This window comes from Thermodesulfatator indicus DSM 15286 (genome assembly GCF_000217795.1).
GTDB lineage: Bacteria > Desulfobacterota > Thermodesulfobacteria > Thermodesulfobacteriales > Thermodesulfatatoraceae > Thermodesulfatator > Thermodesulfatator indicus.
Window position 1 is genome coordinate 464,939 of the sequence record NC_015681.1, and the last position, 23,757, is coordinate 488,695.

Annotated in this window: 18 protein-coding genes; 7 read left to right on the forward strand and 11 right to left on the reverse strand. The window is 42.4% G+C overall.

What is annotated here, in order from left to right:
- Window positions 1-7: 7 nt before the first annotated feature.
- Together rsmH and mraZ are read right to left on the reverse strand one after the other, a co-directional pair.
- Window positions 8-895, reverse strand: coding sequence for a 16S rRNA (cytosine(1402)-N(4))-methyltransferase RsmH (gene rsmH, locus THEIN_RS02215; protein ID WP_013907068.1), 888 nt, complete (start codon window positions 893-895; stop codon window positions 8-10).
- Window positions 873-1,334 carry a division/cell wall cluster transcriptional repressor MraZ gene (mraZ, locus tag THEIN_RS02220; RefSeq protein ID WP_013907069.1) on the reverse strand — a complete coding sequence of 154 codons (462 nt, stop codon included), beginning with the start codon at window positions 1,332-1,334 and terminating at the stop codon, window positions 873-875. The genes rsmH and mraZ overlap by 23 nt, the downstream gene beginning before the upstream one ends.
- 597 nt (window positions 1,335-1,931) lie before the next feature.
- Between mraZ and THEIN_RS02225 the strand changes: the two genes are divergently transcribed.
- The 7 genes from THEIN_RS02225 to pseI all read left to right on the forward strand — a co-directional run bounded on the left by THEIN_RS02225 (window position 1,932) and on the right by pseI (window position 9,565).
- The gene (locus tag THEIN_RS02225; RefSeq protein WP_013907070.1) at window positions 1,932-3,473 is read left to right on the forward strand and encodes an ATP-binding protein; all 1,542 of its coding nucleotides are present in this window, start codon (window positions 1,932-1,934) and stop codon (window positions 3,471-3,473) included.
- Window positions 3,474-3,815: 342 nt separating this feature from the next.
- Entirely contained in the window at window positions 3,816-4,091 is a 276-nt protein-coding gene (locus tag THEIN_RS02230) for a hypothetical protein (protein ID WP_013907071.1), read from the forward strand.
- Window positions 4,085-5,083, forward strand: a complete 999-nt coding sequence (gene pseB, locus THEIN_RS02235) for a UDP-N-acetylglucosamine 4,6-dehydratase (inverting) (RefSeq protein ID WP_013907072.1) — start codon at window positions 4,085-4,087, stop codon at window positions 5,081-5,083. Before THEIN_RS02230 ends, pseB begins: the two co-directional genes overlap by 7 nt.
- Window positions 5,076-6,236 carry a UDP-4-amino-4,6-dideoxy-N-acetyl-beta-L-altrosamine transaminase gene (gene pseC, locus THEIN_RS02240; protein ID WP_013907073.1) on the forward strand — a complete coding sequence of 387 codons (1,161 nt, stop codon included), beginning with the start codon at window positions 5,076-5,078 and terminating at the stop codon, window positions 6,234-6,236. The genes pseB and pseC overlap by 8 nt, the downstream gene beginning before the upstream one ends.
- Window positions 6,233-7,069 (forward strand): cytidylyltransferase domain-containing protein, encoded by an 837-nt coding sequence (locus THEIN_RS02245; RefSeq protein WP_013907074.1) that lies wholly within the window; start codon window positions 6,233-6,235, stop codon window positions 7,067-7,069. Before pseC ends, THEIN_RS02245 begins: the two co-directional genes overlap by 4 nt.
- Complete coding sequence (pseG, locus tag THEIN_RS02250) at window positions 7,066-8,526, forward strand: UDP-2,4-diacetamido-2,4,6-trideoxy-beta-L-altropyranose hydrolase (RefSeq protein WP_217125050.1); 1,461 nt, start codon at window positions 7,066-7,068, stop codon at window positions 8,524-8,526. The genes THEIN_RS02245 and pseG overlap by 4 nt, the downstream gene beginning before the upstream one ends.
- The gene (pseI, locus tag THEIN_RS02255; protein ID WP_013907076.1) at window positions 8,513-9,565 is read left to right on the forward strand and encodes a pseudaminic acid synthase; all 1,053 of its coding nucleotides are present in this window, start codon (window positions 8,513-8,515) and stop codon (window positions 9,563-9,565) included. The genes pseG and pseI overlap by 14 nt, the downstream gene beginning before the upstream one ends.
- Before the next feature lie 76 nt (window positions 9,566-9,641).
- On the opposite strand, the gene THEIN_RS02260 is transcribed toward pseI, so the two are convergent.
- The 9 genes from THEIN_RS02260 to flgK all read right to left on the reverse strand — a co-directional run bounded on the left by THEIN_RS02260 (window position 9,642) and on the right by flgK (window position 23,757).
- Window positions 9,642-11,636 (reverse strand): motility associated factor glycosyltransferase family protein, encoded by a 1,995-nt coding sequence (locus THEIN_RS02260; RefSeq protein ID WP_013907077.1) that lies wholly within the window; start codon window positions 11,634-11,636, stop codon window positions 9,642-9,644.
- Between the two features lie 311 nt (window positions 11,637-11,947).
- Window positions 11,948-14,467, reverse strand: a complete 2,520-nt coding sequence (locus tag THEIN_RS02265; protein ID WP_013907078.1) for a flagellin N-terminal helical domain-containing protein — start codon at window positions 14,465-14,467, stop codon at window positions 11,948-11,950.
- A gap of 292 nt (window positions 14,468-14,759) precedes the next feature.
- Window positions 14,760-15,095 (reverse strand): hypothetical protein, encoded by a 336-nt coding sequence (locus THEIN_RS02270; RefSeq protein WP_013907079.1) that lies wholly within the window; start codon window positions 15,093-15,095, stop codon window positions 14,760-14,762.
- 266 nt (window positions 15,096-15,361) lie between these two features.
- Entirely contained in the window at window positions 15,362-15,796 is a 435-nt protein-coding gene (locus tag THEIN_RS02275) for a flagellar export chaperone FliS (protein WP_013907080.1), read from the reverse strand.
- Between the two features lie 368 nt (window positions 15,797-16,164).
- A complete protein-coding gene (gene fliD, locus THEIN_RS11485) occupies window positions 16,165-17,844 on the reverse strand; it encodes a flagellar filament capping protein FliD (protein ID WP_013907081.1) in 1,680 nt (559 codons plus the stop codon).
- A 45-nt stretch (window positions 17,845-17,889) separates the two neighbouring features.
- The gene (fliW, locus tag THEIN_RS02285; RefSeq protein WP_013907082.1) at window positions 17,890-18,375 is read right to left on the reverse strand and encodes a flagellar assembly protein FliW; all 486 of its coding nucleotides are present in this window, start codon (window positions 18,373-18,375) and stop codon (window positions 17,890-17,892) included.
- A gap of 187 nt (window positions 18,376-18,562) precedes the next feature.
- Entirely contained in the window at window positions 18,563-18,793 is a 231-nt protein-coding gene (gene csrA / locus THEIN_RS02290; protein WP_013907083.1) for a carbon storage regulator CsrA, read from the reverse strand.
- Between the two features lie 11 nt (window positions 18,794-18,804).
- Window positions 18,805-19,755 (reverse strand): flagellar hook-associated protein FlgL, encoded by a 951-nt coding sequence (gene flgL / locus THEIN_RS02295; RefSeq protein WP_013907084.1) that lies wholly within the window; start codon window positions 19,753-19,755, stop codon window positions 18,805-18,807.
- Window positions 19,756-19,770: 15 nt separating this feature from the next.
- On the reverse strand, window positions 19,771-23,757 hold the full coding sequence (gene flgK / locus THEIN_RS02300; RefSeq protein ID WP_013907085.1) for a flagellar hook-associated protein FlgK: 3,987 nt from the start codon (window positions 23,755-23,757) through the stop codon (window positions 19,771-19,773).

The window sequence follows — 23,757 nt, forward strand, 5'->3', positions numbered from 1 at the left end:
TTCCCTCCTAAATCCTTTCAGCGGCCCGAAGTTTGGCACTCCGAGCCCTGGGGTTTCGTCTAATTTCTTCTGGCGACGGGGCAATCGGCTTCTTGGTGAGCACTTTTAACCTCTCGTCAGCTTTAAAGGCCTGTTTGACCAAACGGTCCTCAAGAGAGTGGAAAGAAATAATCACTAACCTTCCGCCTGATTTAAGAAGGTCCGGAGCTTCTCGCAAAAACTTGGCCAGATTATCAAGCTCTTTATTCACGGCAATGCGCAGAGCCTGAAAAGTCTTGGTGGCCGGATGCGTCTTTCCACGTCTGGCCTTTGGCGGATAAGCCCGCCAGACAATATCTGCCAGTTGCTTGGTGGTCTTTATAGAATCTTTTTTCCTTTCTTCACAAATAGCCCGGGCAATACGGCTGGCAAAACGCTCCTCACCAAAAGATTTAAGAAGTTCTTCTAACTGAATAACACTGAGCTGATTTACTAAATCTTTAGCGGTTTGAATAATTCTTTTATCCATACGCATATCAAGGGGTTCGTCGAGCTTGAAACTAAAACCACCGCCGCTTCCTTCAAGCAAATAAGACGAAATACCCAGGTCTAAAAGAATGCCATCAACAGGGAGGCGCGAAAGGTCTTCAAGTACCTTCCTAAGATTGGCAAAATTTTCACGCACAAGCACATAGCGGCCCTTAAAAGCTTTGAGCCTTTCTTCGGCAAGGGTCAGGGAGTCTTCATGCCAGTCAAGCCCAATAAGAAAGCCATCAGGCGCACTACGCTCCAAGATTGCCAGACTGTGCCCCCCCAGCCCCACCGTGCCATCTACGTAAGTGCCACCTGGGGCTACTTTTAACCACTCAAGCGCCTCGTCAAGCAAAACGCTCTCATGCCGGGTTTTTGGGCACAAAGTAGCCGGCGACTGAGGCGCTGATTTCTGGGTAATTTTCGCGCACCCGGTTAAACTCATTTTCAAGACGCCCTGGACTCCAGATTTCAAAGTAGTTAATCATGCCAAGGAGGACGACTTCTTTGTCTATACCGACCTCCTGCCTCAAGTGCTGAGGAATCAAGATTCGCCCCTGGCGGTCTGGCTGGCACTCTTCCGCTGAACCAAGAAAATACCTCTTGTAAAGCCTAAGCTCTGGCGGATCAAAAGGCGAAATCAAAAGCTGCTCTTCAAGTTTTTGCCACTCAGGCCAGGGATACACCTGCAAACACTCCGGAGTATTGGTAACAATAAGGGCAGCGTTCCCATATTTTTGTTTAAGCACCTCCCGAAAGCGCGCCGGAATACTCAAGCGCCCCTTCGGGTCAAGGTTATGGGTGGAACGCCCCCGAAAACTCAAAACCACCTCCGACCACTTTTTACCACTTTATACCACTCAAGCTAGTAAAAATTTATCGGAAATGTCAAGAGAAACTTTAAACACAAAATATATGGCTTATTTTTATCGAATAACACACTATTTTGTGGTTATCTGGAGGTAATAGGTGGTAAAAAGTGGGGATAAAAATGAAACGTCACTACAATGACAAAATAAAGGGCTCGGCTCGCAATGACACCCCCACCCGTCACTGCAATGACACCCCTCACCGGTCACTGCAAGGAGCCGGTCCCTACTGTCACGGTGAGCGCAGCGAAGCAGTCTCAGAGATTACTTCGTCGGCGCTACGCGCCTCCTCGTAATGATCCGGGTCCGTAATGACCCGGTTGGGCCACATCGTCGGCTCTACGGGTATCCTCGCGTGCATAAGTAAGTAAGAAGTAATAATTATTTACCATCAGCCACCACCCATCAGCCATCAGCCATCAACCAGCCTGTCACTGCGAGGAGCCGAAGGGAGATCCCTTCGCTGGCGCTCGGGACAGGCGAAGCAGTCTCAGAAAACCTTTGCCCTGAAAAAGCTCAGTAATAATTTATGAAATCTGTTATAATGTTCGTATGAAAAGGCTCCCTGTAGGCATCCAGAGTTTTGAAAATATTCGCACGGAAAATTATTACTACGTTGACAAAACCCAGTTCGTAAAAAAACTGGTTGACGAAGGAAAATATTACTTCCTGTCCCGCCCGCGGCGTTTTGGAAAAAGTCTTTTCCTCGACACTCTTCGCCAAGCCTTCCTGGCCAAAAAAGAGCTCTTCCAAGGCCTTTATCTGGAAAATAACTGGGACTGGGCAATAAAATACCCGGTTATTTACATTTCGTTTGGCAGTGGAGTGCACAGGAGTGTTCAGGAACTCCAGGAAACTGAAAATGTCATTCTTAAAAAACATGAAGAAAAATACCAAATTCAATCGGACTTTTCTTCCATTAAAGACAGATTTGCAGACATTATAGAAAAAATTTACCAAAAATACGGCCAAAAAGTAGTAGTTCTCATTGACGAATACGACAAACCCATCCTTGACAACATAAACAAAATAGAAATTGCTACCGAAATACGTGAAGAACTTAAAAACTTTTACTCCGTCTTAAAAGACGCTGACCCGTTTCTCAAGTTCGTCTTCATCACCGGTGTTACCAAGTTCAGCAAGGTCTCTCTCTTCTCTGGCCTGAACAACCTTGAAGACATAACCATTTCGCCGTCTTTTGCCGCCATTTGCGGTTATACGCAAAAGGAATTTGAGATCGTTTTTGCCGACCGCCTTGACGGCGTTGACCTGGACGAAGTCCGCCGCTGGTATAACGGCTACTCCTGGCTTGGCGAGCCTGTTTACAATCCTTTTGACATCTTGCTCTTTCTGCGGGACAAAATCTTTAGGCCTTACTGGTTTGAGACGGGCACGCCAAGTTTTCTCATAAAGCTGATTATTGAAAAGCGTCTTAGTGTGCCAGCTTTTGAAAACCTTGAGCTTGGTGACGAGATTATTGAAAGCTTTGATGTGGATAGAATTTATCCTGAAAGCCTTCTTTTTCAGACAGGCTATCTCACCATAAAGGAAGTTAAAAAACGAAGGGCTATTTTGAAGTACCGCCTTGGCTGGCCAAACCTTGAGGTCAAAGTAAGCTTTAACAATTATCTCTTGAATACCTTTCTTGACCTTATAGAAAAAGAAAAGAATCTAGACCGTGTTTACGAGGCGCTTGAGAAAAACGACATCGAAGGCCTAAAGGAAGCTTTCCGGGCCTTTTTCGCCTCCATACCCCATGATTGGTACAGGAAGACCGAACTTCACCATTACGAAGGCTTTTACGCCAGCGTGTTTTACGCCTACTTTGCGGCGCTAGGGGTTGAGGTGAGAGTAGAAGATGCCACCAGCCACGGCCGTTTAGACATGGCCGTATTGTTTGACGGAATATGTTATCTTTTTGAATTCAAAGTAGTTGAGCTTGAGGGAGAAAGCAAAGCCCTTTCGCAGTTAAAAGCCAAAAAGTATCACGAAAAATACCTTGGCAGGTGCCAGAAAGTTTATCTCATAGGCGTTGAGTTCAGCAAGAAAGAGCGAAACATCGTCGGCTTTGAGTGGGAAGAAGTTTCTTCGTAAATAGCTTTGCCTGTCCCTGAGATTGCTTCGCTCGCTAACGCTCGCTCGCAATGACGAATTAGAAAATCGGGCTCGCAATGACTCACTTCTGGTGTCACTGCGAGCGCAGCGAGCAGTCTTTAGTACCATCAGCCATCAGCCATCGGCCATCAGCCAGCAGCCATCAACCAGCCCGTCACTGCAAGGAGCACTCCCCCTTCTGTCACTGCGAGGAGCCGAAGGCGACGAAGCAGTCTCCTGCACCATCAGCCACCAGCCATTAGCCATCAGCCAATTTGCCTGTCCCCAAAACCTGGTACCCAAATTGCAAATAAAAATGCACAAAAACTGTGGGAGAGTGTTATGGAGTTTTACTTCGTTGAAAAGGACCAGGTGCTAGAGTTAAACATTGACGGCGAGCAAGTAACTTACGTATTCCTCAAAAACGAGCCAGGCAAAATAACCTCTGATAGACTTTATTTTGCCCCTTCAGACGAAATCAAACGCGTTATAGACCGCTTCCGCGAGGCAGGCTATAAAGACTTTTCCGTCAAAGTCTTCACCGATAAGAGTCAAATTTTTGGCATTTCAAGTAAAGACCGCAACATAGCTTTTTTTGAGGGGGGCAAACTGTGCTAGACGACAAAGTGATTCTTATCACAGGCGGTACTGGTTCTTTCGGGTATAAGTTTACGGAACTAACCTTTAAAAAATTCAAACCAAAAAAGATTATTATTTTTAGCCGTGATGAATACAAACAATTTGAAATGGCTAAAGTTTTTCCAGAAAAAAAATATCCCATTCGTTTTTTTATAGGAGATGTAAGAGATAAAGAACGCCTTTACCGCGCTTTTGACGGCGTAGATATCGTTATTCACGCGGCAGCTCTTAAACAAGTACCCACGGCAGAATATAACCCATTTGAAGCTGTAAAGACGAACATTCTAGGAGCAGAAAACGTTATCAACGCTGCCATAGACAGAGGTGTGAAAAAAGTAATAACATTATCCACAGATAAAGCAGTAAGTCCCGTAAATCTTTACGGAGCAACAAAACTCGTAATGGAACGCTTATTTGTAGCTGGTAATGCTTACGCAGGATCTAAAGAAACCAGTTTTTGTGTAGTACGTTACGGAAACGTAGTGGGTAGTAGAGGAAGTGTAGTTCCGTTTTTTTTGAAATTAGCTAAAGAAGGAAAAAAAGAATTCCCTATCACGGACGAAAGAATGACCAGATTCTGGATAACATTAGAAGAGGGAGTAAAGCTAGTTTGGAAAGTAATAGAAACTGCTAAAGGAGGAGAGGTATTTGTTCCCAGAATACCTTCTATGAAAATAGTTGACCTTGCTAGAGCAATATCTCCAGAATGTAAATTTAAAATTATAGGTATTCGTCCAGGCGAAAAAGTTCACGAAACTTTAATTTGTGAAGAAGAAGGGCGTAAAACTAAAAAATTGGATGATAACACTTTTGTTATTCTTCCTCAATTTCAGTGGAGAGCAAACCTTTTAAAACAATATGAAAAACTACCATCCGTACCGGAAAAATTCATTTATAGAAGCGATAAAAATGATTGGTGGCTTTCCGTAGACGAACTCAAAGAAATGTTAAAAGGGGTAAAGGTTGATTAAGTATATTCCTTACGGAAAGCAATACATAGATCAAGACGATATTAAAGCCGTTGAGGAAGTTTTAAAAGCAGACTTTATTACTCAGGGGCCAAAAGTTCCTGAGTTTGAAAAAAAACTTGCTGAATACTGTGACGCAAAGTACGCAGTAGTTTTTAATTCTGGAACCTCGGCTCTTCATGCAGCTTACTTTGCCGTCGGCCTAAAAGAAGATGATGAGTTTATTACTACTCCCATTACCTTTGTAGCCACAGCTAACGCTGGACTTTTTTTAAGAGCTAAACCCATTTTTATAGATGTGGAAGCTAATACGGGAAACATAGATGCATCCAAAATAGAAGGAAAAATAAGTTCACAAACAAAACTAATAGTTCCTGTTCATTATGCAGGGCATCCTTGCGACATGGAGAAAATTAAAGAAATAGCTGATAGATATGGTCTTTCTATAGTTGAAGATGCTTGTCATGCATTAGGAGCAAAGTATAAAGGATCCAAAATAGGAAGTTGTAAATATTCTGATGCTACTGTTTTTAGCTTTCATCCCGTTAAACACATAACAACCGGTGAAGGTGGAGCTGTTTTAACTAATAGAGATGATATTTATGAAAAACTTTTAATGTTTAGAAATCATGGAGTAACAAAAGAGGAAGAAAAATTCGTTAAAATGAAAGAAGGTGATTGGTATTACGAAATGCAGTTTTTAGGTTTTAACTACCGTATGACCGATATTCAGGCAGCTTTAGGGATTTCTCAGTTAAAGAAACTTGATAAATTTGTAGAAAGAAGAAGAAAAATTGTAGAAATTTATAATAAGGCTTTTGATTATAATCCATATTTTGATATTCCAGTTGAAAAAGATTATGCTTATCACTCTTATCATTTATATCCTATAAGATTAAAAAACAACTATAAGGACAAGAAAAAAGAAATATTTCAGCTTCTAAGAAGGAAGGAATTGGGTGTTCAGGTTCATTACATACCGGTTTATATGCATCCATACTATCAGCAGTTAGAATACAGAGAAGGAGAGAGTCCAGTAGCAGAGGAGTTTTATAAAAGAGAGATAAGTTTGCCTTTATATCCTGCTATGACGGAAGAGAATGTAAACTTCGTTATAGAAACTGTTTTTAATATGTTTAAAGAGGCAACTAAATGAAAATAGGAGCAATTATTCAAGCAAGGACGACATCTACAAGATTACCAAAAAAGGTTTTAAAGGAACTTCCATATGGTAGTGGTATTACTGTTTTGGAACAGGTTATACGTAGAGTAAAAAGATCAAAACTACTTGATGAAGTAATAATAGCAACTACAATCAATTCTGAAGATGACCCAATAGTTGAGATTTCAAAGAGAGAGGGAATAAAATGCTTCAGGGGAAGCGAAAAAAATGTTCTTGAAAGGTACTATTTGTGTGCCAAGGAGAACAAAGTTGATGTAGTAGTAAGGATAACAAGTGATTGTCCTTGCATTGATTGGGAAGTTATAGATAAAGTGGTAGATAGATTACTTGAAAAAGGTTTAGACTATGTAGGAGTGGAGAGAAGCTATCCTCATGGATGTGGGGATGTAGAAGCGTTTACCTTTAAGACTTTAGAAATAACATATAAAGAAGCAAATAATGATTTTGAAAAAGAGCATGTTTGTCCTTATATTTACTTTACTAACAAAGATAAATTTAAAATTAATTTTTTAAAAGCACCTTCGTATTTAACTGCTCCAGATATAAGAGTAACTCTTGATACAGAAGAAGATTACGCTTTACTCTGTGCAGTTTTTGATTATTTATATTCTCGAAACAACTACTTTCAAGCAGTTGACATAATTAACCTTTTCAAAGAGAAGTCTTGGCTTAAACTAATAAACAGGAAAGTTTTACAGAAAAAGATTTTCCATTCCTTAGAAGAAGAACTTGAAGAAGCTAGAAAACTGTTAGAACTACAGGAATTAAACAAAGCAAAAGAAGCAATAGAAAAGTGGATGGTTTGAGGGTCTATATCCTTACAGAAGGTAGCAGTAGTATAGGTTTTGGCCACGTCACAAGATGCTTATCTTTATACCAAGCTTTTGAGGAAAGAGGTATAAAACCAAAGTTTATTGTAAATGGCGATAAATCTATAGTAGAACTTCTAAAAGGCACAAATTATGAAATAGTTAACTGGTTAAAAGAACAACAAAAAATCTTTAAAATAGTGAAAGATTCGGATATAGTCGTTGTTGATAGCTATTTGACAGATAAAAACTTTCATGAAAATTTATCTAAACTCGTAAAACTTCCTGTCTATATAGATGACAACAAGCGAATAGATTATCCAAAAGGCGTAGTTGTTAATGGAAATATTCATGCAGAGGGCTTAAACTATCCCAGAAGAAAAGAGGTAATATACTTACTTGGGACTAAATACATTCCTTTAAGAAAGGAATTCTGGGAAGTTCCAGAAAAAGAGATAAGAAAAACAATACAAAGTGTTATGGTAACCTTTGGAGGAGATGATATAAAAAAGATGACCCCAAAGGTCTTAAAATTACTAAATGAAAATTATCCTGAACTAAAAAAGAATGTCATTATAGGAAAAGGATTTCATAATGTTGATGAAATAAAAACTGTAGCTGATGAAAATACGAACTTAATATACTATCCTAATGCAGAAGAGATAAAACAAGCAATGCTTGACTATGATATTGCCATTTCAGCAGGTGGTCAAACACTATACGAGCTTGCAAGGGTTGGCGTTCCTACGATTGCAGTTGCTGTTGCTGATAATCAACTTAAAAATGTAAAAGGGTGGGAAAAAACAGGTTTTATAGAATATACTGGATGGTGGAAAGATAAATATGTGTTAGACAATATTATTTTTTCAATAGAAAAGTTGAAAGGGTTTGATGTTAGACTAAATAGATATATTATAGGAAGGAGACTTGTAGACGGTATCGGAAGCCTAAGAAATATAAGTAAAGTTCTAAAAATTCTAATAAATAAAGAATTAATCTTTAGAGAGGTAAAAGAAAGAGATATTTGGGACATATATGAGATTTCTAATGATAATACTGTAAGGCAAGTATCGTTTAATTCTAATCATATAGATAAAGAAGAACACAAAAGATGGTTTGCAAATAACTATAGGAACAACTTTTATGTAATTGTGTTTCGAAGGAAAGTAATAGGTCAAATAAGATTTTCCGTTAAGAGTGAAAACAATGAAGCAATAGTCAGTATTAGTTTACATAGAAATTATAGACAATTGGGATTAGGAAAATTTCTTTTGAAAAAAGGTCTTAAGAAATTCCTAGAAGGAAATAAAAGTATAACTAAGATTATAGCTCTTATAAAGAAGTCAAATTACAAATCTAAATCTTTATTTGAAAGTGTAGGTTTTGAGAAAGCAGAAAATAACGGTGAGTGGTTTAGATATGAACTTACGAGGGATAAACATGAAGGAATTTAAAATTGCTAATAGGAAAGTGGGAAATAATGACTCTGTATTAATAATCGCTGAGCTTTCAGCAAACCACAAACAGGATATTGAACTTGCCAAAGATACGATCCATGCTATGAAAGAATCAGGAGTTGATGCTGTAAAACTTCAAACTTATACACCGGATACTATTACTATTGATTGTAGTAGTGAATATTTCCAGATTAAAGGTGGAACTCTATGGGATGGAAAAACTCTATATGAACTTTATAAAGAAGCTTATACTCCATGGGAATGGCACTATGAGTTAAAAGAACTTGCTGAAAAGTTAGGACTTATTTTTTTCTCCACGCCCTTTGATAAAACAGCAGTTGACTTTTTAGAAAAGTTAAATGTCCCTGCTTATAAAATAGCTTCTTTTGAGATAACAGATATTCCACTTATAGAGTATGCAGCTTCAAAAGGAAAACCGATGATAATTTCTACTGGGATAGCAACTCTTTGTGATATTCAAGAAGCAGTTGAAGCTTGTAAAAGAGTTGGAAATGAACAAATAATACTCTTAAAATGTACTTCTGCTTATCCTGCACCTTTAGAAGAAGTAAACTTGAAAACAATTCCAAACATGGCAGAAACCTTCAACTGCATAGTGGGACTGTCAGACCACACTCTTGGAATTTCTGTTCCAATTGCAGCCGTGGCTCTTGGAGCGAAGGTTATAGAAAAACACTTTATCTTATACAAAGAAATAGAGACACCAGACAAAGAATTTTCTCTGACTCCAGACGAATTCAAAGATATGGTAAATGCCATAAGAGAAGTTGAAAAAGCCCTGGGCCAGGGATCTTACGAAATTACAGAAAAAGTAAAAAAAGCTAAAGAGTTTGCAAGGTCTTTATTTGTCGTAAAAGACATTAAAGAGGGAGAAACTTTCACAGGAGAAAATATTCGTTCCATACGTCCTGGTTACGGTTTACATCCAAAATATTTAAAAAACGTTATTGGTAAAAAAGCTAAGAAATTTCTTAAGAAAGGCACACCTTTAAAGTGGGAACACATTGATTTTTAATTGAAACCTTTGCAAATTATGACAAAAAGGCTTGCAATAATAGGGCAAGCTGGCACTGTTTAATTATCCCCCTTAACTAAGCCAAAACGTAGAACACCGGTTCTACTTTTGACGGAGGTAGCACGTTTGGTTTTATTTCTTCTAGCTCGCCAGCGGCTATTTTATCTCTCAAAACTTCAAGGTTTGCCAGAGCCTTGTCAGCAAATTCGATAAAAACCTTTTTGGCCCCTTCCACAAAGCCCTGAAACTTTTCCGGCGGAAGTTTAAAACTACAGGTTAAAAGCAAGTGCTGAAAGTGCTTAACACTACCCCCAAACATTATGTGGCTAATTTCGTTTTCTTTTTCCCAATTTTTCTGAATCTCCCAAAGGTTGTCTATCAAAACGAACAGATCGTGTGGTGTTTTAAGCTCGGTTGAAAAAGCCTCTTTCATTAACTTAAGGTTTCTCGCCGAAGAGGCTAGAACAAGCTCAGCTATTTCTAAAGGTTTAATTTTGGCCTGATACCGATTGCTGGCAAGCTCTTCTAGCGGAATAAGGTCTTTTCGGCCGTTTGGGCAGGCCTTATCAATAGAAACAGGAATGGTACCTTCAATGGGTAAGGTATCGCTGAGATTATAAACCTTGACGGGATATTGCTTCAAAAGGAACTCCATCACCTGCTTGGTATAAAGGAAAATGCCTGTAGTATAAACGATTTTCCCGTCTTTGCGCTCATAAGGGATGGTATCTTCAAGTTTTTTGATGTTAAAACGGCTCTTTTCGTCGTAATAAATGGTTTTGGTGGAGTGGTGCCTTTCAGGCTCAATAAAACCTAAGTCAACTCCTGCCAGGTAAATCTCTTTAAAACCCATATTTATGGCCAAAGCCAAACCGGTATTGGTCACCGTAGGATTACAAAAGGCAAGCTCTTCAAACTTGCCGTAACGGTAAAGTATCTTTCCGCCAACATCGTTATACTTGGGAAACATGATTGGCTCTCTGGTAAGGGAAAAAATCCGCGAATCCACATTACAGGAAGCTATTATCGGAATCTCCTCCAAAAATTCCTTTTTAACTAAATTAAGAGCGGTGTAATTAACAGCCGTTCTTTCAAGCTCTACGTGAAAATCAGGTTTAATATCTGCCTTTTCCAAGGCTTTGGTGGCGGTGCCGCAGGAAAAAATAACCAGAGAGTTTCTCTTTTCTCTAAGCCATTCAAGCTGAGCGTCAAGCGAAGGCCCAGAACCTACTATACAGGCCGAGCAATTAGGAACCAGCTTCTTTTTGAGATTGATAACGGGAACCTGCTGGCTAATGTTCTTCAAGGTGTGTATTAGAGAGACTACCTCGTCGTCGTAAAATCCCCAACCCCTGAAAAACGCCTGCAGAAAATAGAGAAACTTTTCTTCAAACTTCTCCCAGAAAGGGCTCCTGAACATGCTAAAATTGTAAGCAAAAGAGAAATACAAAAAGCTGACGTCTTCTATAAAAAGCCGAATAAGGGCCTTGGCCAGGTTTTCAGGGTCGTCTTCAATGAGGATGTCGAGCCGGCGGCCAGGTTCTTTAAAGTATCTGGCTATTTTGGGCCAATCAAGTACATAAAGGCTCGGTTTGAAAAGCTCCACGTCCATCTCAAGGATAACGAGATTTTTAATGTTAAGCCTATCTAGCAGGAACTCAAGTTGATAACCAAAAAGGAGCCCTTCCATCAAGAGGCATTGCATATTTTGCCCGTCAAAGGAAAAATCATTTTCTTCCTTGCCTCCCAAAGAGGCAAAGCTATCACAGAGCTTCCGTAAATAGGTATGAACAATGGTTTCTAATTCGGGAACACTTAAAGACGCGGGAGACTTGAGGCTCCGCGGACTTTTTAAAAAATTTTCAACCTGCGTTAGAGAAAAGTGTTTAGGGCTTACGGGGTAAACATAAGCGTTATCCACTATCAGGTTGATCTGGGTGGTTGAAATAATATCAATTTCAACCTTGGGCTTACCTTTAGTGAGTAGCTTTTCGTAAATTTCAGGAAATTCTTTTTCAAAAAATGCCAGATTTTTTTTAAACTTTTCTTCAAGTTGTTTTTGGATATTCATAGGCGGATTCAATTATAACCCGGAAAATTTTATAGAATAAAACTTCATTATAAAGCTATGTAGCCAACAGTAATAAGAATTTAAAATTTTTACTCACTCTTAACCTTTTGCATCTTTAGTTAAATTACTTAGCCCTTCACTGTGGCAGTCCCATTATTGGCACGGCTCATCCGTAAGAGCAAAAGCAATCATTTAAAATGGAAGACTTTTAGTTTTATAGGAGATTACCACTCTTGAACGGAAATGCAATAAAATTAAGGGCCGGGTACACCCGGCCCTAAGATAAACGGCGGGCTAAAGCCCGCCTCGTTTTATCTACCCTGCAGGAGCTGGACTGCCATCTGCGGGATGGTGTTGGACTGGGCCAGAGCAAACATACCCGCCTGCATGAGCACCTGCATCTTGCTAAAGTTTGAGCTTTCTGCCGAGAAATCAACTTCGCGGATACCCGCTTCAGCGGCTTTCAAGTTCACCTGAGTTACGGATATGTTAGCCACCGTGGATTGTAGCTGATTCTGAGCAGAACCGAGTTCCGCCCGAATGCCGTCTATGTCAGCAATAGCTGCATCAACGATGGTAAGTGCGACCTGCGCCCCTTCGTAAGTAAGTACATTTATATCTGAAAGCTTTTTAGTCTCAACCTGCCCTATTTCTCCTGTAGATTTAAGAACTACACTTGAATTTATACCAGCTGAAGTATCTGTATTTAACATGCTCCCTGCTTTGAGCACCATGTCGTTTGTAAGGGTTACTTCATCACTACTAGTAGATACGACATATTGAGAGTTAACTGTATCTAAAGTATAATTAGTACCAACTACATACATGTCCTGCTCAAGCACTGTACCTGCTGTAACCTTTACTACAGAGCCGTCACCAGTATTAAGCTCCCATCTAGTATCATTTGAATCATAAGTAAATTCAGCCGTTGAAAGATACATATCCTGATTCACAACTGTTCCCGCCGCAAGCTTAGTTCCGGTGATTAACTTAGAGCCAGCACCTATAACGGTATCCTGGTTAAGAGTGGTGTCTGAAGCTACTTCCACCTCATCGGCGTCGTTAATAACCGAGCCCTGCGCCAGAACAGAACCTGCTTTTAACGTAGAACCCTGTACTAACCTTGATTCCTGCGTGGTATTTATTGTTGCACCTGTAGCTACTGTAACATCTCCACCAATAATGGAACCGGCTTTAAGGGTAGAACCATCTGCAATAGTAGAGCCGGCCAGAAGCTCCATGTCGGCATTAAAAGTAGCATCAGCTGTTATTTCAAAATCTGCCCCCAAGATACTTCCAGCCGCTATTTTACTGCCACTTGCAATTTGAGTGTTAGTCACAGAGCTGTATTTTAAAACTATGTCTGTATTAAGGGTTACGTCATTTGCTAGGACAGCGCCTCCATCACCTATGACCGTACCGTCAGCCACGTTAAGGGCCTCTGCCAAAGTACCGTAAACCACCGTCCCCGCACCAATAGTTGTGCCAGCCTTAAGCTGGCTTCCAGCTTTAACTAGCATGTCGGAATTAAGAGAGGCCTCACTTACGGTAATATCTCCAGTAATCTGAGTGCCTTCAGCAATTATTGAACCTGTTTTAAGCGTTGAACCAGCTTTTACCAGGGTTACCTGGGTAGTAGTGGAAGCTCCACTTATAGTGAGATCTCCTCCAACCAGAGAGCCTGCCTTTAAAGTTGAACCACTTAATATGGTAGAACCCGCAGCCAGCACGGAATCGTCGTCAAGGGTTACATCTCCGTTGAGCTCAATGTTGGCCCCGATACCTAAGCCCCCTGCACCCTTAATCTGAAAGTCAGCCACACCCTTTTGAATCAAGCGAATGTGGCCTAGAGTGGAAAGATCTTGCCCACTTTTACCGAGAACAGTTGAAAGGCCACTGTCAGCTTCTACCTTTATGGCCCGTCCGTCAACCGAATTTAACACCAGTTTACCATCTTCAGTAACGGTGGCTTCAACTCCAGTTTGAAGGCTTTTGGCATTGATAGCCGAAACCAAAGCACCATCGGCATCAGCCGCTTGAACCGTAATATCCCCAATATCTACGCCGTTTATTTTGAGACCGGAAATAGTGCCTGCCTGAATGACATCAGACTGAGATTCCACCACCGCCACCGCGGTAACTCCAGTAACACCGGAATAGCGGTTAATCTCATTGGCCAGAGCTCCCGCACCGTTGGCAGGATTGTTGTTGTAGTTTAGCTCTATGGTTTCCGTAGTAACAGAAAGACCTGAGGCCGCGTTGGTAATGGTAAGCTGCATAGGGCCGATAGTGTTAAGATTCATTATAGCGGTTTTGGTTCCGCCAACGGCATTTGTTTCCGCACTGCGGATGCTGAGTGAGGCCGTAACGTAAGAAGCCGAACCGATCTGAAACTTCTTGTTCACGAAAGAACCGGAAAGGAGCTTCTGCCCGTTAAACTCCGTGGTGCGGGCAATGTTGTTTAGCTCGGTAAGCAACTTGTTAATGTCACGCTGGATGGACTTGCGGGTCTCAGCGTTCTGAGTGGCGTTAGCCGCCTGGGTAACCTTTTCTTTCAAGGTGTTCAAGATGTTACCGTACTCAATAAGCGCACCGTCAGCCACCTTGATGAGCGAGATACCCTCGTTGGCGTTACGAATGGCTTGCCCCAAACCTGTGGCCGTCATCTTAAGGCCGTCAGCAATAGCGAGCCCTGCGGCGTCGTCCGCCGCCCAGTTAATACGAAGACCTGAAGACAAACGCTCAAGAGACTTCTGCAAGGACTGCGAAGTTTTGTTGAGCTGGTTTCTGGCCCTTAGGGCCGCAATGTTAGTGTTGATGTTGAGTGCCATAACTCTACCTCCTTGTAGTTTTTTTATTTTTGTTTGGGCTTCCCTGCCCTTCTGTATTTACTTTTCGGCACCTGTTCGGAGAACTTTAAAAAATTTTTTAGGGTGTGAGACTGCTTCGCTGCGCTCGCAGTGACAGGCTGGTTGATGGCTGATGACCGATGGCTGGTGGTGCTTGAGACTGCTTCGCTACGCTCGCAGTGACAGGTGGGGGTGCTCCTCGCAGTGAAGGGATGGAGACGGCCTCGCCTTAGGGACGGCTCCTCGCCGTGACAGGATGGAGGTAACACAGTAATCAAATCTGAAAAGAACTGTAGTTTTTAAAGGCTTTAGATTTTTGCGAAAATTCTTTGATGTAACTAGAAATTTTATCACGTAACGCCAAAAGGAGTTCCCGACTCTTTTCTTCCTGTTTCAAAATGACTTCCAAATAATCTATAAACTCCCGTTGCCAGGGCAGATTACGCAAAATAGCACTATATTTTCTTCTTTCGTAGAGAAAAGCATTCAAGGCTTCAAGGTCTTTGGTAGAAAATTGCCGCTGACCCAAAAGTCTTTCCAAAAAAGAGGCCTCTTCTTTCTGGAAAGAAATAAATGCCTCAAGGTTTTGCACATCTTTGAAATTTTTCATAATATCAATCCAAGTATTTAATCGCTAGTCCACAATCGCCGCTACTATTAATCCGAGTGTTTTTTTACACGACAAAGTATCGCCGCTGACATAATCGCTAAAGCAAAGTAACCTTCGCTGTCACTGCGAGGCCTCGTTAGAGGTCGAAGCAGTCTCAGGGATTGCTTCGCTTCGCTCGCCACAACCAGACGTATTTCGCGACGATAACTCAAAATTGCCACTTATCTTACTCCTATAATAACTCCGGGAGCAAAAACCCCCGGAAATTAGCCAGCATTTACAGCCAACCTTTCAGAAGCTTGAGATGGCTTAGTCTTTTCCTGGGAGGGCAGGTTTAATACTTGCTCTACCCAAATACGCTTTAATTCAGAAAGATAGCGAATGCTCCTCTCTATAACCTCCTCGGCTTGTTTGTAGTTACCGTTAAGTTGAGATAACTCGCGTATAATGGCACCATAAAGACCATAAAGAAATTCGGCGGCTTCGCCACCCTTTTCAAGGTTTACACCGGCCTGCAACTCGCCAACAAGCGCAATGGCTCGACCTAAATGCTTACCTCTTTTAAGGGGTTCATCAAAAAAATTTTTAGTCAAACTAAGTTCCTTAATGGCCTCCTCAAAAAGGAGTTTAACAATCTTTTGAGGGTCCTCTACTGTAGTTACCGCATTCTTACGATAAGCATTTAAAGCAGCGTTATACATAAACAACCTCCTTGTTTTTTTAACGTCCTTCCCTGAACGTTTATTTTCGTAGTAACCTCTCCAAACTTATTTATTAATCCGAGTGTTTTTTTACACGACAAAGTATCGCCGCTGACATAATCGCTAAAGCAAAGTAACCTTCGCTGTTACTGCGAGGCCTCGTTAGAGGTCGAAGCAGTCTCAGGGATTGCTTCGCTGCGCTCGCAATGACTCAATTGTCGCCTATTTAGTGATACCATTAATAATTAACGTTTTATTTAACGAACTGCTCCCCCCCGGCTGGCTCGCCGTGACAACGTAGAAAAGCCATTGCGAGGGGCGAAGCGCCGAAGCAATCCCTATTTTCTAAGTTTTGCAAAGAACTCATATTATTTCTTCTGGTTCAGCCCCATCATGCTCTTAAATTGAACGTCTAAATAAGAAGAAAGATTATTTAACTGCTGAACATACTCATCAAGGGCCATAAACTGGCGCTGAAGCGTAGCTATATAACGGTCTACTCTTTCCTGAGACATAGCAATATTACGCTTAACATCTTCTATATTTCTTTCAGTGGTTTTCTGCTCAAGCGCAATAAACCCTGTTGGCCCTATATATTTTTGTAAAGTATCATTTATTTTTTCGGCAATTCCTTGAAAATTATTATCGTCATCACCAAGAAAAAGCTTTTTAATCTCTTCAGGGTGTTCGGCAAAAGCCTTTTCTAACTTTTTCTCATCAAGAGTAATACTACCATCACGATTAAAATTTAGACCCAGGTCAAAAAGAGATCTTATGTGTTCATTACCACTAAAAGAAACCGTTAATACGTTTCTAATGTCTCTCATTAAGCTTTCTGCTGCATTACTACGATAAAGAGGCCCTTCTTCGCCAGTCTCCACATCAAAAGACATTTTATCTCCAAGCTCCTTAACAAAGGAGCTTATTTCATCTATAAAAGACTTAAACTTTTCTTTTATATCGTCATAATTTGCTGAAACACTTAAAGAAGAAGTTCCTATTTCTTTTAAATTAATAGTTACTCCGGGAATTATATCATTAATGGAATTGCTATTTCGTTGGTAAGAAATACCATCTACTGTTAAAAAGGCATTTAAACTTTCTCCGTTACTATTAACCTCAGAAAAGAGAGTCGGTGTGTCAGGGCTTTGAGTAACAGAAATAGCATCAGGAGAACGCAATTGAACAGTATAATTGCCGTCTGAGTTCCTCATAAGGTAAGCCTTAAGAGAAGAGTTATCACTGGCATTGTTTATCAGATCCACCAGGCCACTCAGGGTGGTCCCGTCAGGGACATCTACAGTAATAGATGCTTCCCCTACGTTTATGTTTAAAGTGATTGTACTGCCGGTGTTATTAATAACATCTTCGGGATTGGTATATTGAGCTGAACTCCAGATATTCGGTGTTCCGGTAATTTCTTCAAAACTCACGCCTGAAAGTTCCTGAGTAACCACTATGCGGTGGTCTTCGCCTGCATCTTTGGCTTTAAGAACCAGACGATAGGGATTGGTGGCCGCTCCGGTATTTACTACCTTGGCTTCTACGCCAGGATTATCTTCGGAGTTATTTATAAGATCAGCCAGGCCTTCTAGAGTTGTTCCCTGGGGGACTAATACCGAAAAGTTCTTATCACCTACTTGAATTTGTAAGACGTCGTCTCCTGAGGGAGTAATAACGCTACTGCTCTCAGCAAAACCTTGAGACTGCCACAAGCTCTTTCTGGCCAGTTGATTAACTTCTACGGTATAATTCCCTTCTAAAGCACCGACATCGGCTTCAGCGGTAATAGCGCTACCAGATACAGAAACCTGCCGGGTTAGATAAGTGCTTTCCAGCGAAAAATCGAGGCTTTTAGACTTCAGGGAAAGCACTTTAGTATTAAGCCAGTCAAACTCGGTGAGCCGTTTTTCATAAAAGTCTTTCTTGGCCTCGAGGGCTTTGATGGGCTTTTCTTCAATAGTGCGTAGGTTGTCTAAAAGGCCCTGCAAGTCAAGGCCTGAACCTAAGCCTAAAACATTTATTTTTCCAAAAACTTCATCTGCCATCGTTGCCCTCCCTTATACCTTCATCGGCACGCACCACGGATAAGTTTAAAATTCCGCCTCTGCCTGAGCGGGGTTTTCTTCCCCAGATTTATTAAAACGGCTCAAATGTGGCCTAAGAGGCTCTTTTAGAGGATATCGCCTGGCATCAAGAACCACCTGTTTGGCCAGCTTTCGTGGAATATTAACGGCAATGGGCCCTAACAAATTGACGGTTATGTCTGCGGGATTCTCTTTAGGTATGGTAACAATAGTTAAAAAACCGAGTTCATCGTTGCTTTTTATGTGCAGTTCCTTGCGAGCTTCTTCGGGTATCTCCGGCCGATAATCCGGGAAAAACAATTCAGGATTTATAACCACAAAGGCAAGTTCAGGCACATCAACCGCCTGTAACCACAAAAAGGGAGAGTCTTCCCTGTGCGGAATCAAAACGTAGCGTTTGGCTTCGGGAAACCCCAAAATGCCGCTGGTAAAAAATATTATCTTATCTTCTTCTATTTTTATTTTCCCAAACCTGGTGGTTTCAATTTCCATGTTTCCTCCTAATCAAAACATTTTTACACGACAAAACATCAAGTGAGGCGACCTAGCCGCAGCGAAATATTTGCTCTCTGTCACTGCGAGAAGGCCGTTTGGCCGACGAAGTAGTCTCTTTGCCAAGATTACTTCGCTCGCCGTGACAGCCCAAAATTATCATCTGTTTTATGCTCCCAGTAACAACCTACTTTTTCCCTTCACTAAAAAAATCAAGATCATCAAGGCCTACTGAAATATGAGCCGCCCTAACGTTTTCGTCTTGTATTTTCTGATAGACTTCCATACGATGTACTGGTACGTGAGAAGGGGCCTTTATGCCTAGTTTTACCTGTTTGCCTTTGACCTCTAGAACCACTATTTCTACCTCATGCCCAATAGCTATGGACTCTCCTGTTTTGCGAGTTAATACCAGCAAGTCGGACTCCTTTAGCTCAGATAGTTAACCAGACTTAGGTTCATAACCTTGGCGGTAGCGGCCAAGGCCGCCTGGTAAGCCGTTTCCTTGGCTTTAAGCCTGGTGGCCACTTCTAGTAGATCAGCGTCTTGAGCATCGCTTAGGTTCTCTTTGATGGTAGTTTTCAAGTCATCATAAAGGTTACTTTTTAAATCAAGATGATCCATCCGCGCCCCTAAAGCCGCTCGTTCGTTGGTCAGGTGAGTTAATACCTTGTCAAGTCGGTCTATATGAACCCCGAGTTCTTCTAACTCCCTGTGGGGGTCCGATTGATTGTCAGCCTCAAGGGTCTTTTTAAGGCCTATGAGGGTATCAAAAATACCTGAAGTCATAATGGCCTCTCTTCCGTTTCGGCCAATTAAAAGCTTGCCATCGGGAGAATACGAAAAATCCATATCTTCTTCGCCACCGCGGTATACTACATATTCTTTCACTTCTCCGTTTGGTAAGGCCTCCTTTATCAACTCAAAAGGAGGATGCCCGTCCTCATAACCCGTAGGCTTATCGCCGCCAAAAACGTAGCGGTTACCGTGGCGGGTGTTAGCCAGGGCTAGGGCCTCAGAAAGTAAGCTGTCAACCTCTTTGGCTATGGCCTCTCGGTTGGCCGGAGACATGGTGCTATTTCGGGCCTGAATGGCCAGTTGTTTAGCCCTGGTAACTATGTCTTCAAGCCCCTGATATGCCCCTTCCATGGTCCTTAAGTAGGCCTTCCCTTCCCTGATAGAAGTCTGATAGCGGTCTATTTCCTCAAGGGATTTGCGATAACCAAGGGCCCTTACCAAGTCCACCGGGGCATCCGAAGGCTTTTCGTACTTGACTCCAGAGGCTATCTGCGTCTGAAGCTTACGGGTACTTTCAGTCAGGTTGTTTAACTGATACAACATGCTGTCATACATGGTTTTCATGCCAACTCTGAGAGGCATCTTTTACCCTCCCGCTTATCTCTTGCTCTGTATTAACGTATCGAGCATTTCGTCAGCCACCGTTAATATTTTGGCCGAGGCCGAAAAGGCCTGTTGATACTTGATTAAATTGGCCATCTCCTCGTCAAGGGAGACCCCTGAGATGCTATCGCGCATCATCTTTAGTTGGTTAATCAGGTCTTCCATAAAGGTCTTTGAGTTTTTAACGGTCTTCGTGGCAATGCCCACTTCGCCTACAATAGCCGTGTAGTAGTCAGAAATAGAAGCCTCACCAAGCTTTTCGCGACTGGCGTCGGAAAGGGCAGAAAGCCTCAAGGCATTGCGATTGTCTCCCGGCTGGGGCGCAAAACCCTGAAGGTCGTCTGTCATTGTGCGTGTTTTTATAATGTTCTTCCTAGCGAGATAGGTGGTCAGGTTACCTTCCGGTGTATTTAAAGAACTTGTCAGCTTAAAAGATACCCAATCATTCTCACCGTCGTTGTCAAGATCCGGGTCGTTTACTCGAATGAAAAGTCTGCCAGAATCGTCTATTTCGTAAGAAAAATCAGCTATGCCATCGCTATCATAATCAAGACTGGTTAAATTGTTTAAAAAATCTTCTAAGGTAAAACTATTGCTAAACGAAATGGTTTCAGTGTGATAAGAAGTTCCATTGGGCTTAAGATAATCTACGGTTATATCTTGAGCCGGAAAAGTAGCGTTTTTGTCTACCGAAAAGTCCGTAGAAAATAGATAAAGCCCTGTGTTGGAATCAAACCTGTTGGCTTGAAGGGTGGTATCAAAAAGCCCGGAAATACCGGCGTCGTCTAAAACAAAGCTTCTGGTGTCGTAAAGGCCTGAAGTGTTTACCACCAGCCTTCCTTGACTATCGAACTCAGAGGTAAGCCCGAACTTGGCATTGGCCTCACTGTTGTATTTTTGAAGAATCTGAACCACACCTGCTGAAGCGTCTAGGTAAAGACGAAAAGGATCTATTGTTTCATTAGCTTGGTCGGCGTCTATGGGCTTGCCATTTTCGTCGTAAAGCCAGTTTTCAATAATCCCTACGGGAAAGACCAGATCCTGATAACTATCGTCTTTCTGGTCGGTAGTTCCCTGAGTGTTTAGAAAGGTCAATCGCCCCCAGGAGTGCAGGGGGTCATTTCCTTCTATTACGAAATAGCTGGTACCTGCCGGGGCTCCACTATCAAGACTTACTACCAGCTCGTCGTTATTCACATAGGCCTTGAGTTCAGGACTAGCGTCAAAAGCAGCTGCCAGATCATCAAGGTCAATTTGTCCGTTCCCGTTGGTATCAGTTATATTTGGACTGGTGCCCAAAGTCTTAAAGTTTATACTTTTGAGTTCGTTTCCCTGGGCGTCAAAAAAACGCACCGTAGTCTGACCAGAAAAAATTAGATTTTGGGGGTCAGCTCCGTTCAACTTAACCACGTATCCACCAGGATGCGTAAAGGGCTCTAGCCCTGAAAAAATCTGTCTATCAGCGATATTTTGTAAAGATAGTTTAGTTCCGTCCGAAAGATTAAGCTCACCGTCACCGTCCCCTCCGGAAACAGACATTTTAAAAGAAACCGATCCCTCTGGCGGGTTTTCAAGAGAAATAAAAAGTTTTCCGTGATCTCCTTCGGTAAACCCGGCCCTTAACTCGCTGGTCGCATTAATTAGCGAAACCATGTCTTTTAGGCTTTTGCCGTTAGGAATAGTTATTGATGTTCGGCCGGTTTCTTTCCCTTCGGCGTCGTAAAACACAAAATTTAAGCTAACATTGGCTACTTCGTTTATCGTGGTATTTTCGGGATCAGTAAACCAAGTCTCACTTTCCTGACGTCCTCTAGCGGAAACATAAGTAGGTACCCAGACTCCCTGGTCTCTTAAGTAAGCCAAGAAGTTGTCAACCGGAGGGGGGGCTTCTACGCCCAGCTCAAAGTAGGCGTAATTTTTAGACGAATTAGGGTCAAGCTGTAAAACCAGACGGCCGTCACCATCAAAATAGGCCCTCAACCCCTGAATACCGTCAAGTTTATTGATTATGTCTCTTAAGGTATCGCCTGAAGAAATATCAATGGAAAGCTCCCTTTCTTTGAAACCGTTTTCTGTGTCGTGGAGTATCTGCTGGCCTTTGTTATCAAAAAAGCGTATGTAAAGCTTATGCGGCGGATCATTAAAAACGATAGAGTCTGGATTTTGAATGGGAAGACGGCTTTTGTAAGTGCCAACGAGGCTATTTTCACTACGCCAGGCCTCACGATCAAGACGGGCCGCGGCCAGATACTCAGGGTTTACCGAAAGCTTCTCGTTAAGGCCAATGCTTCCCGCGTCAAACCCGGTAAAAAAGGTGTTTAGGCCCGTGGCCGCTAAAATACCCGCGGTGTCATTTGAAAAGGCAAAACCATAGCCTTCCTTGGCCTGAAAAACAAGGCGCCCTCCCCGCACCAAAGCCTTAACGGAACTATCGGGATCAAAGCCAAGCCCTTTTAACGAGTCGTTTATCTGGCTGGCTACGTCGTCCATCGTAGCCGTGGAAGGCAAAGCAAAGTCTACTTTAACCGGCGTAATTTTTCCGTTAGGACTTTTTACCCAGACGAAAAGCGAGCCGTCGCCTTTTATGTCCTGAAAAAAGGGAAGGCTTTTTAAAGTGCCGTCGCTCTGAAAAGTCCCTTCAAGTTCACCCTCGTAAAACTTAAGCCCCACGCCCTCGGTGTGAATCTCATTTACCGCTCGAATAAGCTCCTTGGCAAAGAGCTGAAATTTGCCCGTAAGGTTTAGTTCTTCCACCCGGTGGTTGGCGGCCTCGTCGTCAAAACGGCCAAAGTTTAGAGGGCCGGAAGTAATTTCAAAGCTAAGTTTGCCGCCATCCTGCACCGCGTCTTTCACCACCAGCCGGCCATCCTCGGTAAGATAGGCCTGGACTTTGTAGTGATAAGCCTTCTCTATGGCGTTTAAAAAGTCGCGTACGGTCTGGGTATCGTCATTGGTGGAGTAACTCCCGGTTATTTCTTCGCCGAAGTGGTCCGTGCCGCGAAAGGTGATATTAACACTACCCGTAAGGCCAAGCTCTTTCCAGGTGGTGTTTTCTTTAACCAGCTTGCCGTCAGGGGTAAAAACATTGCGCGTTGAAATAACGTACTCGTAGTTCCAGTCATTAGAAATTTGCTCTACAATGCGAAGCCAGCCACCGAGTTTGCCCTGAGAGACTTCTTTGCTGGTAAGCTTTACTTTTTCGCCACTGTGGCCAAGCCAGTAAACCTCACCGCCGGCCATTTCAAGCTGCCAGTAAGAGTCAATATCTACCAGGTTATAGCCGTTTCCGAGGATTACCGCGTAAGCACCTTGATTATTCTCAAAGTAACGCACCTGCGTAAGCTCAGAGAGCTTGGCCACCAGTTTATCGCGCTGGTCACGTAGGTCGTTGGCCTGGTGAAGACCTGACTCTGCCGCGGTTATCTGACGGTTGATCTCGGCAATTTGTTTGGCAAGCTCGTTTATCTCGTTTACTACATCTCGTAGTTTAAGCCTTACATTTTGCTCAAGGTTAACGATGTTCTGATATTTGTCGCTTATGGCCTCGGCCAGCACTCTTCCCTTCTCAAGCACCACCCGTCGTTCAGGGATGCCTTCGGCCCGGTTTGAAAGCCCCTGCCAGGAGGTAAAAAAGTCATCAAGCATCTTTGAAAGCCCCAGGGGGTTAGTTTCGTTAAAAAGGCCCTGAATAAGGTCAAGCCCGGTTTCTTCGGCAGAAAGTAGGCCAAGGTCACTGCGTTTGAGATTTAAGTTGGCTTCAAGAAAAGCGTCAAAATAGCGTTTTATCTGTTCTACCTTAACGCCACTTCCCATAGGGCCAGCTGGCCCGGGTGTTGGCGGATAAGGGACGTTAACTACCTTCTGGCGCGAGTAGCCTTCGGTATCCACGTTGGCCACATTGTGGCCGGTTACCTGAACGCCCATCTGAAAGGCAAGGAGCGAATTTTTGGCAATGTTTAACGCACTATAAAGGCCTGCCAT

Coding starts and splice junctions, on each gene's coding strand:
- THEIN_RS02245 (WP_013907074.1), top strand. CDS start 6,233: ATGAAAATAGGAGCAATTATTCAAGCAAGGACGACATCTACAAGATTA.
- THEIN_RS02275 (WP_013907080.1), bottom strand. CDS start 15,796: ATGTATAACGCTGCTTTAAATGCTTATCGTAAGAATGCGGTAACTACA.
- THEIN_RS02225 (WP_013907070.1), top strand. CDS start 1,932: ATGAAAAGGCTCCCTGTAGGCATCCAGAGTTTTGAAAATATTCGCACG.
- THEIN_RS02265 (WP_013907078.1), bottom strand. CDS start 14,467: ATGGCACTCAACATCAACACTAACATTGCGGCCCTAAGGGCCAGAAAC.
- fliW (WP_013907082.1), bottom strand. CDS start 18,375: ATGGAAATTGAAACCACCAGGTTTGGGAAAATAAAAATAGAAGAAGAT.
- THEIN_RS02260 (WP_013907077.1), bottom strand. CDS start 11,636: ATGAATATCCAAAAACAACTTGAAGAAAAGTTTAAAAAAAATCTGGCA.
- flgL (WP_013907084.1), bottom strand. CDS start 19,755: ATGCCTCTCAGAGTTGGCATGAAAACCATGTATGACAGCATGTTGTAT.
- fliD (WP_013907081.1), bottom strand. CDS start 17,844: ATGGCAGATGAAGTTTTTGGAAAAATAAATGTTTTAGGCTTAGGTTCA.
- THEIN_RS02230 (WP_013907071.1), top strand. CDS start 3,816: ATGGAGTTTTACTTCGTTGAAAAGGACCAGGTGCTAGAGTTAAACATT.
- THEIN_RS02270 (WP_013907079.1), bottom strand. CDS start 15,095: ATGAAAAATTTCAAAGATGTGCAAAACCTTGAGGCATTTATTTCTTTC.
- pseI (WP_013907076.1), top strand. CDS start 8,513: ATGAAGGAATTTAAAATTGCTAATAGGAAAGTGGGAAATAATGACTCT.
- flgK (WP_013907085.1), bottom strand. CDS start 23,757: ATGGCAGGCCTTTATAGTGCGTTAAACATTGCCAAAAATTCGCTCCTT.